The organism is Colwellia sp. BRX8-4, assembly GCF_014077345.1.
Lineage (GTDB): Bacteria > Pseudomonadota > Gammaproteobacteria > Enterobacterales > Alteromonadaceae > Colwellia_A.
The window spans coordinates 1-13,955 of the sequence record NZ_JACGVS010000039.1 but is presented as its reverse complement, the minus strand read 5'-3'; the positions used below and the strand labels follow the sequence as shown (position 1 = coordinate 13,955).

12 protein-coding genes are annotated in these 13,955 nt (G+C 39.1%); 2 read left to right on the top strand and 10 right to left on the bottom strand.

Going from position 1 to position 13,955, the window contains the following annotated elements; genetic code table 11:
- Window positions 1–446 precede the first annotated feature (446 nt).
- The 6 genes from purD to prmA all read right to left on the bottom strand — a co-directional run bounded on the left by purD (window position 447) and on the right by prmA (window position 7,038).
- Window positions 447–1,733, bottom strand: a complete 1,287-nt coding sequence (gene purD / locus H4J56_RS18810) for a phosphoribosylamine--glycine ligase (RefSeq protein WP_182259774.1) — start codon at window positions 1,731–1,733, stop codon at window positions 447–449.
- Between the two features lie 84 nt (window positions 1,734–1,817).
- On the bottom strand, window positions 1,818–2,645 hold the full coding sequence (locus tag H4J56_RS18805; protein WP_182259773.1) for a class I SAM-dependent methyltransferase: 828 nt from the start codon (window positions 2,643–2,645) through the stop codon (window positions 1,818–1,820).
- Between the two features lie 258 nt (window positions 2,646–2,903).
- Entirely contained in the window at window positions 2,904–4,505 is a 1,602-nt protein-coding gene (gene purH / locus H4J56_RS18800) for a bifunctional phosphoribosylaminoimidazolecarboxamide formyltransferase/IMP cyclohydrolase (protein WP_070375035.1), read from the bottom strand.
- Window positions 4,506–4,688: 183 nt separating this feature from the next.
- The gene (gene fis / locus H4J56_RS18795; RefSeq protein ID WP_070375036.1) at window positions 4,689–4,976 is read right to left on the bottom strand and encodes a DNA-binding transcriptional regulator Fis; all 288 of its coding nucleotides are present in this window, start codon (window positions 4,974–4,976) and stop codon (window positions 4,689–4,691) included.
- 20 nt (window positions 4,977–4,996) lie between these two features.
- Window positions 4,997–5,962: a tRNA dihydrouridine synthase DusB gene (gene dusB / locus H4J56_RS18790; protein ID WP_070375037.1), complete on the bottom strand. Its 966-nt coding sequence runs from the start codon at window positions 5,960–5,962 to the stop codon at window positions 4,997–4,999.
- A gap of 194 nt (window positions 5,963–6,156) precedes the next feature.
- Window positions 6,157–7,038 (bottom strand): 50S ribosomal protein L11 methyltransferase, encoded by an 882-nt coding sequence (prmA, locus tag H4J56_RS18785; RefSeq protein ID WP_070375038.1) that lies wholly within the window; start codon window positions 7,036–7,038, stop codon window positions 6,157–6,159.
- A 119-nt stretch (window positions 7,039–7,157) separates the two neighbouring features.
- Between prmA and H4J56_RS18780 the strand changes: the two genes are divergently transcribed.
- Entirely contained in the window at window positions 7,158–7,646 is a 489-nt protein-coding gene (locus H4J56_RS18780; protein ID WP_182222980.1) for a putative 4-hydroxy-4-methyl-2-oxoglutarate aldolase, read from the top strand.
- Window positions 7,647–7,696: 50 nt separating this feature from the next.
- A complete protein-coding gene (locus H4J56_RS18775) occupies window positions 7,697–8,662 on the top strand; it encodes an NAD(P)-dependent oxidoreductase (protein WP_182259772.1) in 966 nt (321 codons plus the stop codon).
- Window positions 8,663–9,097: 435 nt separating this feature from the next.
- Here the strand turns inward: H4J56_RS18775 and H4J56_RS18770 are convergent, their stop codons facing one another.
- From H4J56_RS18770 to H4J56_RS18755, 4 genes are all read right to left on the bottom strand, one after another.
- A complete protein-coding gene (locus H4J56_RS18770; RefSeq protein WP_182259771.1) occupies window positions 9,098–10,711 on the bottom strand; it encodes a di-heme oxidoredictase family protein in 1,614 nt (537 codons plus the stop codon).
- A gap of 95 nt (window positions 10,712–10,806) precedes the next feature.
- On the bottom strand, window positions 10,807–11,958 hold the full coding sequence (locus H4J56_RS18765) for an imelysin family protein (RefSeq protein ID WP_182259770.1): 1,152 nt from the start codon (window positions 11,956–11,958) through the stop codon (window positions 10,807–10,809).
- A 42-nt stretch (window positions 11,959–12,000) separates the two neighbouring features.
- Window positions 12,001–13,350 carry a hypothetical protein gene (locus tag H4J56_RS18760; protein ID WP_182259769.1) on the bottom strand — a complete coding sequence of 450 codons (1,350 nt, stop codon included), beginning with the start codon at window positions 13,348–13,350 and terminating at the stop codon, window positions 12,001–12,003.
- Window positions 13,351–13,844: 494 nt separating this feature from the next.
- Window positions 13,845–13,955 (bottom strand): hypothetical protein (locus tag H4J56_RS18755; protein WP_182259698.1); only part of this gene is annotated, 111 nt, incomplete at its 5' end.

The window sequence follows — 13,955 nt, the reverse complement described above, 5'->3', positions numbered from 1 at the left end:
AGATGCGCATGATACGCTTCTCAGTTTTGATGTCAACGTTTTATTTAATTTAATTTGAAGTTTCTTTTCGAAGATTCAAACCTTATCTATAAAACGTTAAGTTAACTACTTTACTCTAAAGTGATATAGATAACTTATCAAAACGTTCGTTTGGGTTACCCCTTGGAACTGGAGCGCATTCTAGACATTTCTCGCTGGGCGTCAACCCTTTTTTGTCATAAATTTGAAATAATCGATCGTTCGGTCAATTAACATACATACCGCGTTGTTATTGAGCTTTATTAAAGCTACTACAGTAATTATTAATTTTTTATCAGTTATAACTAAACAAAACCTAACAATGATCATTTCAGTTTACTGTAGGGGATCTTGAGATATTCGTGGATTTTAGCTAATAAAAAAGCCTCTTAAAAGAGGCTTTCAATTCAACACTTAAAAAGTATAAGTTAACTTTGTTCTCTGGCGATTGCACGATAGGCAATATCTGTTCTGAATTGTACTTCTTCCCAGCTTATTTCGTGTAATAAAGCATAGGCAGATTTTTGCGCTTGTGTAACCGTTTCGCCTAATGCAGTAGCACAAAGCACTCGACCGCCAGCCGTCACTATCTCACCATTAGTTTCAGTGGTGCCCGCATGGAATGTTTTTCTGTCGGGATGCTGGTTAGTTTCTAAACCTGAAATCACTTTACCTTTGGCGTAAGTGCCTGGATAACCGCCGGCCGCTAATACTACACCGACAGCTGGACGTGGATCAAAATCAATAGTTGCTGTATCTAACTTACCAGCACAGGCCAGTAAACATAACTCAACGATATCAGACTTTAAACGCATCATAATAGGTTGTGTTTCTGGATCACCAAATCGACAGTTGTATTCAATCACTTTTGGCGTACCTGTCGCATCTATCATTAAGCCAGCATATAAGAAACCAGTATAAGGGGCATCTTCTTTAGCCATACCCTGCACTGTAGGATATATGACTTCATCCATAATACGTTGATGAAGTTCAGCGGTAACTACTGGCGCTGGTGAATAAGCGCCCATACCACCTGTATTTGGTCCTTCGTCATTATTATAAGCACGCTTATGATCTTGACTTGTTGCCATGGCTAAAACATTTTTGCCATCAACCATAACAATAAAGCTCGCTTCTTCACCATCTAAAAATTCTTCGATGACAACACGATGCCCGGCATCTCCAAAAGCATTACCAGCAAGCATATCTTTAATAGCGTCTTCAGCTTCTGGCAATGTCATTGCGACAATAACGCCTTTACCAGCTGCTAAGCCATCAGCTTTAATAACAATAGGTGCGCCTTTTTCACGAACATAAGCTAACGCAGCTTCTATTTCAGTAAAATTTTGGTACCAGCCTGTAGGAATGTTGTGACGAGCTAAGAAGTCTTTAGTAAATGCTTTTGAACCTTCAAGTTGTGACGCTTTAGCACTTGGACCAAAAATAGTTAACCCCTCGGCTTGAAAGGCATCAACAACGCCGTCAACAAGTGGCTGCTCTGGGCCAACAATCGTTAGGGTAATGTTTTGAGTTTTAGCAAAGTCGACTAGTGCAGCAGTATCGCCAGCGGATATGGCAACATTTTCTACTTTATTTTCTGTTGCTGAACCGGCATTACCTGGTGCAACAAATACTTTTTCTACTTGTGATGATTGTGCAGCTTTCCATGCGAGTGCATGTTCACGACCACCACTACCTATTACTAAAACATTCATTTATCTTAACCCTACTTTATTTGCTAGAAAATATGCTAAAAAACTTGCGCCATTATAAGGGAAGTTATGGCGCAAGTCTTAAGATTATTTAGCTACTTTTGCAAATTTTAAAGTCATTCGATCACTTTCACCGATAGCCAGATATTTTTCTCTATCTTTATCTTTTAATGCAAGTGACGGGGGTAATGTCCAGACACCTTTTTCATAACTTGCTTTGTCTTTAGCATTAGCATTTACTTCACTACTGGCAATAAAAGTAAATCCAGCAGCTTCAGCTTGTGCAATTGTCTTTTCCACAGAAACATAGCCGCTATTCATATCGTTAGCTGTTGCGCCTTTTGGTAAACGATGTTCAACGACACCTAAAATACCACCAGTTTTTAATGCCTTAAAGGCATCAATAAATACTTGGCTAACACCTTCTTCTCCCCAGTTATGTAAATTACGAAAAGTAAGTACCATATCCGCAGAACCAGCGGGGGCTAATTCACTGGCTTTCTTAGGCACAAAGTTAGAGAGTTCAACTTCACTAAACATCTCATGACTATCCAATTTTTTTACTAAATTTTTACGGGAATTACTGTAATAGTTGTCTTCACCGGTATCAGGATAATGAGCACCAATTAACTTTCCTTTGCCTTTTAACGCAGGGGCTAAAATCTCAGTGTACCAACCACCACCAGGTGTTATCTCAACAACAGTCATTGATGAATTAAAACCAAAAAATTCTAAGGTTTGTTGTGGATGACGGTATTCATCACGTATTTTATTAGCCGCTGATCTATGTTCACTAGCAACCGCTTGGGCTAACTGTGTATTAGCCATAGGTTGCATGGCTTGATCAGCGTAAGAAACGCTGGCTAATGACAGGCTAATGATTGAAGCTGATAATAAAGTTTTTATTGTTTTCATTTGCTTTTCCATATCAAGAATAAAGGTTAACTCGACATGTTATAGCAGATTTTAAAAGAAGAAACAGATAAGGGGGATAAAAGAAAAGTATTTAACCTTGTTGAAGTGTAACATTTTATCAACAAGGCTAATAAAGCCGTTATTTGGAAATGCTTTAAGCTGGTTAGTGAAAATTAAAAGCGGAAGCGCGGAGCGTAGTTTATCTACTTGAGCACTTCCAACGAATAATTTTATTTAACCAACGATAAGCAAACCAACTTAATGGCGGAAGTGACGCATTCCAGTGAACACCATAGCTATGTTATGTTCATCGGCAGCGGCAATAACTTCATTATCACGCATAGAACCGCCCGGTTGAATAACAGCAGTAATGCCCGCTTCAGCGGCAGCATCTAAGCCATCACGAAATGGAAAGAATGCATCAGATGCCATGACTGAACCTTTAACTTCTAAGTTTTCATCTGCAGCTTTGATACCAGCAACTTTAGCTGAGTAAACTCGGCTCATTTGACCGGCACCGACACCAATAGTCATGCTATTTTTAACGTAAACAATCGCATTAGATTTCACGTATTTCGCTACTTTCCAACAGAATTGTAAGTCACGCATTTCATCAGCAGTGGGTTGGCGTTTAGTAACAACTTTCAAATCATCGCTGGTCACTTTGCCTTGGTCTCTGTCTTGAACCAATAAGCCACCATTAACACGTTTAAGATCAAAACCGGTAGTTTTGGTCGACCATTCACCACAGGCTAATAAACGTAAGTTAGGTTTAGCAGCAACAATTTGTGCCGCAGCTTCTGAAACACTTGGCGCGATAATAACTTCGACAAACTGGCGAGAAACAATAGCTTCTGCTGTGTCGGCATCTAATTCACGGTTGAAGGCGATAATGCCACCAAATGCTGAGGTAGGATCTGTACGATAAGCACCTTCGTAAGCGGCTAAGATATTGTCACCAATAGAAACACCACAAGGGTTAGCATGTTTAACGATAACACACGCCGGCTCATCAAATTCTTTAACACATTCTAAAGCGGCATCCGTGTCAGCTATATTGTTATAAGAAAGCGCTTTACCTTGTAATTGCTTAGCCGTTGAAACCGATGCTTCTTCAGGATTTGCTTCGACATAAAAAGCAGCATCCTGATGCGAGTTTTCACCGTAACGTAAATCTTCAGTTTTAATAAACTGACTGTTAAAGGTGCGTGGAAATTTGTTTTTTTCTTTAAAGTTAACTTCGCTTTTTTCACCACTTCGCGCACTAAGCATTTTGCCAAAGTAATTTGCAATCATACCGTCGTAAGCTGCAGTATGTTCATAGGCAGCAATAGCTAAGTCAAAGCGTGTGTTATACGTTAATGAATCATCGTTACTATTCATTTCTGCTAATACGCGCTCATAATCGTGAGCATTAACAATAATCGTCACGTCTTTATGATTTTTTGCCGCTGCACGAACCATAGTGGGTCCACCGATATCAATATTCTCAATCGCGTTTTCTAAGCTACAGTTTTCATCACTAACTGCGTTAGCAAATGGGTAAAGGTTAACGACAACAAGATCAATCGCGCTAATATCGTTTTCAGCCATAACGGCTTCATCCATACCACGGCGCGCTAAAATTCCGCCATGAACTTTTGGATGAAGTGTTTTAACACGACCGTCCATAATTTCAGGGTGACCTGTGTATTTAGAAACTTCAGTAACTTGTATACCATTATCAGCTAATAATTTTGCTGTGCCGCCGGTTGATAAAATATCAACACCTTTTTGCGCTAAACTACGAGCGAAATCGACAATACCTGTTTTATCAGAAACACTTAATAATGCACGTTTGATTGGGCGTGGAGTATCCATTGCTTTATTGTTAACCTTAAAGTTAGTTTAATTGTCTGGCCGTTGACATTTGTCCTTGGCAGTGATTTTTTAAAATAAATCCTTTACTCAGTAATGAGTAGCTAGCTGAAGAAAACCCCTTAGCTAGAAATAAAGAAAGCACCCTAGGGTGCTTTCGATTGACAGGGACAACCTGTCTATTTTTTAGTTCATGCCGTATTTTTTAAGCTTCTTACGTAAAGTACCACGGTTGATACCTAACAAGTTAGCTGCACGTGTTTGGTTACCGCGCGTATACTTCATAACTTCTTCTAACATTGGCGCTTCGATTTCAGAAAGTACAAGGTCGTACATATCATCTACATCATTACCATTTAATTGCGATAAGTAGTTACTGATAGCTTGTTTAGCTTGAGTACGTAATGGAGAATACTCAGCTTGAGTTTGGATCTTGCCAGTAACGAATGGTGATGAAATATTTTGTTCAAACATAAAGTTCAGACTCTTTCTAGTTAATTTAAATTATCAAAATACAGTTCTAATGCATCAAGTTGATCGGTAGATGACTCTAACGCATTAAAAACAGAACGAAATTTTTTCTCTTGATCATACGCGAGCATATACCAAGCAACGTGCTTACGAGCAAAACGAACACCCATAAAGTCACCGTAAAAGTTGTGTAAGTCCTTTACATGCCCAATAACTATCGGACAAATCTCTTCCAATGAGGGGGCAGACAAATGTTCACCCGTTTTCAAGAAATGATTAATCTCTCGAAAAATCCAAGGTTTCCCTTGGGCACCACGACCCACCATTACGGCATCAGCCCCAGTAAAATTTAATACCTGCGCCGCTTTGATTGCGCTGGTAATATCGCCATTAGCCACAACGGGAATACTAACCGCTTGCTTGATGGCTTTTATCGTTTCGTATTCCGCATCCCCTTTATAAAAATCATTACGGGTGCGACCATGAACGACTAAAGACTGAATACCGTTGTGCTCAGCAATTTTAGCAATTTCAATGCCGTTGCGAGTGTTCTCACACCAGCCGGTACGAATTTTAAGTGTTACTGGCACGTTTACCGCATCAACAACACTTCGCACTATTTCTTCAACTAATTTAGGTTCTTTTAATAATGCAGAACCCGCGAGCTTTTTATTGACCTTTTTAGCAGGACAGCCCATATTAATATCTATAATTTGTGCGCCATTTTCAACATTAACTTTAGCAGCAAACGCTAACTCTTCAGGATCTGAACCGGCAATTTGTACCGAACGAATACCTGCAAATTCACTATGAATACTTCGTCGCTTAGATTTTTCGGTATGCCATACTTTGGGATTAGACGAAATCATTTCTGACACGGCTAACCCTGCTCCCATTTGACAACACAGTTGTCGAAAAGGTTGGTCGGTTATTCCGGCCATTGGAGCAAGCATTACATTACTTGATAAAGTATACGAACCTATATTCATGTTGCTGTTTTTTTGAGCTACTATTCAAAAGGGCGCTAAGTTTACGTGTTTTTAAGGGAATTGAAAAGCATATAAATTGAACAATTCTTGCTTTTTTTTGCGTTTTTAATATTGACTTTTTGCAAACTATTGATGTGAGCAGAATTTGTACAAATAGCTAACGAATACTGCTCAATTAATAACAGGGTTTTTGACTAATTTTTTTTACCTGAAAGACGAACCCATTCATCTTGAACAGCAATGGCATCCATTTCACACCACTGACTATAAATATTTTGCAGTTCATTGGCCTGTTCTTCTAAAACACCTGACAGTGCAAGGTGACCATTTGGTGCAACAAATTCAATAATCGTTGGCGCTAATTCACGTAATGGTCCGGCTAAAATATTAGCGACAACCACATCAGCTTTAAAACTTGGCTGATCTTTTGGTAAGAAAAGTTCTAAACGGTCTGCAATACCGTTGCGCTCAGCATTTGCTTTACTTGCTTGTAATGCTTGTGGATCAATATCAATACCAATGACTTTTTTCGCGCCTAGCTTAAGTGCCGCCAGCGATAAAATTCCTGAACCACAACCAAAATCAACTACAGTTTTACCGACTAAATCTAATCCGTCTAACCAGGTTAAACATAATGCCGTGGTTGGATGGGTTCCTGTGCCAAACGCTAAACCTGGATCAAGCATAACATTGACCGCGGTTGGATCAGGAACTTCGCGCCAGCTTGGACAAATCCATAAACGCTCACCGAATTTCATTGGATGGAAGTTGTCCATCCACTCTCTTTCCCAATCTTTATCTTCAAGTTGCTCTAACTTGTAAGCCATATCGTTTTTATCTGGATGGATACTTTTCAAATAAGTAATGGTTTTATCCATGTCATGGCTGGCATCGAATAAGCCCATTACCACGGTATTGTGCCAATAGATAACTTCATCACCCGGAAGCGGCTCATAAATAGGGGTATCTTGAGCGTCAATAAACGTTACGGCTTGTGCGCCACAAGCACTTAACCAATCACTATATTTTTCTGATGTGTCTTCATTCGCACTCAAGCGAAGTTGTATCCAAGGCATGGGAGGTGCTCACTATAAATTTTTCACTAGTTTAGCATTTGTTAGTTAATACCTACAAAGACTTCTGCTAGAGTATTGCTAGGATAATTATTCCCTCTGGCCTAATAAGGAACTTTACGATGCTCGATCTTCTCCCTGATTTATATGACATTTACCCTAACGCATTAACACTGGCACAACCGCTATTTACTGACTATGGCAAAAATAACATTTTTTATGGGGAAATAGTCACCGTGTCTTGTTTTAATGACAATTCAAAAGTTAAAGCCTTGGTAGATACTGACGGCACAGGTAAAGTCATGGTTATTGATGGTAAAGCAAGTACCACACGTGCACTGTTAGGTGACATGCTTGCTGAAAAAGCGGTTAAAAATGGTTGGCAAGGAATAGTCATTAATGGCTGTATTCGTGATGCGGGTACGATTGCCACGCTAAAACTAGGTGTAAAAGCATTGGGTTGTTGCCCAATTAAAACTGAGAAACTAGGTATTGGTGAAGTAAATATTCCCATTACTTTTGCCGGCATTCATTTTATTCCCGGACAGTTCATCTACGGCGACAGTAATGGTTTAGCCATCAGTGAAAAACTTTTATCATTACCGTCTTAACGCAATTGTTTAGGCTCATACACAGATTAAAGACAATATAGGTTATTTAAATGAAATATTTCCCCATTTTTCTTGAGGGTAAAAACATATCGGCAATGATCATTGGTGGTGGTGATGTCGCGGCACGTAAAATTGAATTATTGCTAAAAAGTACCACTAACATTACGGTTATGGCTGCAAGCTTATCTGAAAGTGTGAAACGATTAGTCGATGGCCATGATCTACATTGGCTCGCCCACAATTACCAAAGCGGCCATTTAATGGGCATGAACTTAGTGATTGCAGCTACCGACGATGGCGAAGTCAATAAAGCGGTTGCTAGTGAATCACAACCGCTCAACATTCTCACCAATGTTGTTGACCAACCTGAACTCTGTACTTACATCACGCCAGCAATCATAGATCGCGCACCGATGATTATCGCTATGTCTAGCTCTGGAAGTGCCCCTATACTGTTAAGGATGCTTAGAGAACAAATTGAAAAAACCCTACCCAATGGCTACGGTAGGCTTGCAGATTTCTCTTTTAAATTTCGAGATCATGTTAAAGCAAGAGTAAGAGGACTGCGCAACCGTAGGACCTTCTGGGAAAGCGTATTAAGAGGGCCTATCGGTGAGCAGATTTTACAAGGTAATATACCCGAAGCTGAACAACAGCTTATTGCCAGCATAAAGAAAGAAATTACACCGCCGGTAGGTGAAATTGTCTTTGTTCATACATTAGATGGTAATCCAGATAAATTAACCCTACAGACTCACCGAGAAATGCAATTTGCTGAAGCGGTATTTTATGACGATGACGTTAATATCGACCTAATTGAATATATACGCCGTGATGCTGAAAAGTATCCACAAAGTATTACTTCATCAATACTTATTAATTTTCAACATGCACTTGAACTCGCAGAGAATGGACAGAAAGTCATTTATCTCTTAGCAGGACACACACAGTTACCTGAAAACTCAGCATTGTCGTCGAGCAGTATTTTGAAAAAAGAATTAATAAGTGGTGCATAGGTAAAGATCTACAGCGTTTTTAGACTATAACTTACGATTTACTACCCCGTTTTTTAGAAAATAATATCATTTAAAGGAAGACGGTTAATAAGATACGCATCGTTTAGACTATAACTTACAATTTACTACACCGTTTTTTAGAAAATAATATCATTTAAAGGAAGACGGTTAATAAGATACGCATTGTTTAGGCTATAACTTACGATTTAAGGCTGATCCTGTTGAATCACCATCCCGCTTTTTAAAAAAATAATATCACTTAAAGGAAGACGGTTAATAAGACACGCATTTTTTTAGACTATAACTTACGATTTACTCACTCGTTTTTTAAAAAATAAGGCGTTAAAGTAACTCTTTAACGCCTTGAATAAGTGATGCTTTGCGCAAAGCCCACTTCTTCTGGAGAAATAATAACATTGTCGGCGCGGCGCTGACTTATAAAGACATAACAAAAGAGACTAGTTGCTCACGTTCATTAACACTTAATGCCATAAACTTGTCGGTAGCTTGTTGCGCTTCACCGCCATGCCAAAGTATTGCCTCTTCTACCGTACTCGCTCGACCATCATGTAAAAAACCTGCGGCAGGATTCACTGTTTTAGTTAACCCTATTCCCCACAGTGATCGAGTTTTCCACTCATTGCCTGTTGCCATAAAATCACGACGATTATCTGCTAATTCTGCGCCTAAATCGTGTAATAACATGTCTGTGAAGGGGTAAATATGTTGTCCTTTTAATGACTCAGGTGCAGGTACTCCTCCCACCAAAATATCACCACTCATCGTAGTAAAGTCTGGTTGATGGCAAGACACACAACCGACCTCTTCAAATAATTGTGCGCCGGCAATTACCATTTCATTATTTATATTGCGTCTTGATGGCACCGCTAATGTTTCCGCATAAAAAACAACATCATCTGAGAACTCTTGGCTTGCTTCACTACCTCCTTGTTCATCAACACCGGTATCAATAAAACCTGTCCGCGTTAAATAGCTTTCATGCAAAGGTGAATTAGCGATACTCTCCTGTGGGAATAACGGATTGGTAATCCCCATATCACCCCGTAATGCACCTAGAGACTGAACACGAACACTGGATGTGCTTGCTTTCCAGCCAAAGCGTCCAAGTGACACAGGCATAAGATCTTTGTTTTTCGCTTTAATTGGGTCGAAAACCCAATTTGGACGACCTGAAATACCATCGTTATTGGTGTCTAGCTCATCACTTAACGCTAATATATCGGCTTCGGCGATGAGTTCTAATAAACCTAAACCAAAGATTGGCATGCCATTACGTGGGCTATAACGCACATCAACCTGCATAATTGCACTATCGCGTTGTTGACCGTCGCCAACATCGTAAGCGTTTTCAATAGTAAATACCGGTTTCTTTAATTCAACCGTATCACCATTGGCGTACGTTATTGTTTTAAATTCATAAGCTAAATAAACATCGGCTTGACCAACAAAAGGGTTATCTTGCCAATCAGCCCGTGCTTTTAAGACACCTCGGTGAAATAGCTGGGTACCAAAACCTTCTACAGGCTTATTTTGACAATAGTTATTATTAATTGTCGGCGCTGTGCATTCACCGTCTTCAATACTCATTCTCAAAAAAATACCGGCATTAGCGCCTAATAAAATACGCTCTTGGTCTTGTGGAATGGTTAATGTAGATGGACGACCATCACGCTGGTGGCATGAGTTACAATTTTGATTATTAAAAACCGGTCCCAAACCATCTAATTCAGGGTGTTCCATATTTGGCGCCGTTGTAAACGCCATTTCAAAATTAGCATCGCCAGTCAGGTGTTGGTTTAGTTCAGCGTCAGTTAAGGTCGTTATTGGAGTTGAAAAGCCATGCCCTGAATCACTAGCATCAAATGCTGTCGCTTTATCACCTAGGTTTTCAACAAAAGTATAATCAGGGTAATCAGGTTCAACAACAGCATTATCATTTGACTGACTATCACTATTACAGGCACTAAGAAATAATGTTGCCAGTAAAAGATTAATCGTAATTATTAAACCCTTGTTTATATTATTCATATTTAACATAAGTTTTGTTCTATTTATAAATTAAAGGGAAGTGCATCCTTGCACGGCTTACATCCTTTAGGGGTCGGTTAGCAACTAAATCACTGTTAGTTATTCCAGTTATTCAACAATATAAGCACATCACTCTCTAATGATGTTTGTAAAATACTTAAAGCATCAATAGCGGCTTGAATACGAACACGTGCTTCTACATCATTAATTGCTTGCCTGAACGGCATATCATTTTCACCTGAAATCGCTTTAATTGCTGTTATTGCTGTCGTTATTTCTGTATCGATGCGAATAGCTAAAGCACTATCCGCGGCTTGAACGAAATTAATAATTCCTACATCGGTCACAGCTTGTGAATTTGTGGTCCCTAGGTAAACATTTTTAACCCCTTGAATATTATTTGTGAAATCAGCCAGTGAATTCCAACTGTATTGTGACTCAACTAACGAGGTATCCGTTGAGTTAATATCACTACCAAAGGGTTCAGCAATTTTTCCGTTAGCGACTTCATCAACAATACCTATCATGCCATTAATTAATTCTTCTACGACGCCTAGTTCAGACGCATAAATGTCATTACCTGGTATCAGCAAAAATTCTTGGTAGGGTAATGAGTTTGTATCATTGGCATCATGTCTAACCGTCCATGCATCAAAAAGCGATTGGGTATATTCACGAAACACTTCTGCAGTAGCAGCTAAATATTCACGCTCTAACGCTGTCATTTCATCTATCGCTTTAGCATTATCGGTTAAGCCATCGCCAAAAAGTAGAAACTCCATGGTATGAAAGCCCTGAACATCGTCGTTAAATAACTTAATAACCTCGGCATTAAAACCACTTTGTGTTGCTAATAAACTTTGCAGATCACTGGTATTTAATGGCCAGGTATCTAAATGAGGATCTATAGATAAGGCATCTACTGGTCCAAAAATATGAGCTTCTCCTTGCTCCCAAGGTTGGCGAACTGTTTGCCATGCTTGTTGAGTTGCCAATAATGTTTCTTGGTTCGGAGAATTTAATAATGACAAGGTCGCTAAGTGAAAGATCTCTGCTTTGGTGTTCAGGTCGTTATAACCTTCAACAATAATATCGTTTGTTATATTACTTATCATAGCGGTTGCATCAAACGCGAAGCCTGATGGTTCTTCTATAACAGCTATTGACTGTGAAGAACTGCTACCACCACATGCAGATAACATTAATATTGCTGTGGTCGTTGCGAAGAGTGAAGTTTTCAATGACATTTTTAATTCCTTTAAATTTACAGTCGTCTTTTAAACTGATGGTTATATTGAAAAATAATAGCCCATCGATAGGCTAAAACTTTGGGTATTATCAAGGTTGCTTTGTGCATAAGATTTTTCAGCAAACTGAGCTTTAAGTACCACATTTTTTATTGGTATGTAGTTCACACCGATGGCAATTTCTTTAATATCAAAACGAGAGGTAGCTAAGCCCCCTGCTACTTCTTTAATAGGGTTGGCATAATCATATGAAGTAAATAGATACAAAGGTTTGCTAAGACCAAGCAGAAATTGACTGTTATAGGCGACTTCTAGAAATGCTGACTCAGCTTCACTACCTAATTGAGCAAAGTTACCTGGTTTTAATCCTGGCGTGGTTTTATTAGCGGCAGTAATGGCTAAGCTGTCATCTAATTTGCCGAATAAATACTGACCTCGTAGCGTCCAATCTTGATAACGATAAACGCCATTGAGCCCGATAATGGATAAATGGCCATCCGCTGAAATATTATTGGTATTATTGCGATTACCACTGGTGTTACCGCTGTAAAAACTAGCGCCTATCCCTGAGCCTTTTTTAAGGTCGCCATAATCTACTCGAAGCGTTAACGCTAAGTCGTCGGCATTGATCGTTTCGAATCTTTTTTGGTGACCACTGGCTACCCAGCGATAAGTACGAAAGTATTCAGAATTAAGGCCTGTCGTCAGTAAAGCTTGCGCCTTAAGTCCTTGCCAATTTGCAGTGAAGTTAATCCCGGTTTCATGCCAAACTTGGGGGATAAGTGTTGATTCACTCCAATGACGCTGGGTAGTAAAATATTGATCAGGTTTGTGTAACTCAGTCCCTAAACCCACAGGGACAAATATTCTGCCAAGTTTAATAGCAAAGTAGTCATTGTAAGCATATTTGAGTTCTAATTTTTCAACCAGAACTTCACCACCCGCTTCTATCTCAGTTTCAAATTCGCCGAATTCTTCGAAGCCATCATATTCTAATGCTGCGCCCGTACCACCATGTTCGTACTCTAACTCTATTTCAACTTGCCATTGGGGGTCAAACCGATAACCAAATTCTAAAACAACGCGTTCGACATCAGTTATGCTGCGCTTTTGTGGTTGTGTGTCTTGCGTGTTACGAAAAACATCTTCCGTGTTATAAAGTACACTGCCATAAGAGGTAATGTGCCAATTTTTGACGGCTGAATAATTTAGCTGATCTTTATGACTTGTTGAGGATACGGCTAGACTTAATTGTCTAAGTTCACTTTGAAGCTTTTCAATTTGTTGCTGTTGTTTGTTAAAGTTAATAACAGAGGGTTGATCATCAGCCTGAGCAAGGTTACAAAAACTGACCATTGCCAATGTTGATAAAACAGAAATTTTGTTTTTCATCTTACCACACCAATACAAATACGAATCACTTTCATTTGCATGTATTGTAATTAGCTCTAATGATTATTGCAAACAATAATAGTTATCATTCGTAATTAATTTCATTCTATTCTTTTGATCACTGAAATAAGACATAAAAAAGACGCCTAAGCGTCTTTTGTTAAATTCTCGTGGGTACTAAAATCAGCAATTTTGAAATACCTCTTACAGGTACAGCGATACAACACCTGCTCTGTGTTAGCAACTTTGATAGTTTTGACTGTTTGACAATTTCACTAAAATTTAGTGATAAAAAAAGACGCCTAAGCGTCTTTTCTTGAATTCTCATGAGAACTAAAATCTGCAATTATGTGATGCCTCTTTTAGGTACAGCGATACAACACCTGCTCTGTGTTGGCAGCTTTGACTGTTTGACTGTTTTGCTAAATTTTAGATATAAAAAAAGACGCCTAAGCGTCTTTTTTTTAAGTTCTCGTGAGAACTAAAATCTGCAATTATGCGATGATTTTAGATACAACACCAGCACCAACAGTACGACCACCTTCACGGATAGCGAAGCGTAAACCTTCATCCATCGCTACTGGGTTGATTAGCTCTACAACAAA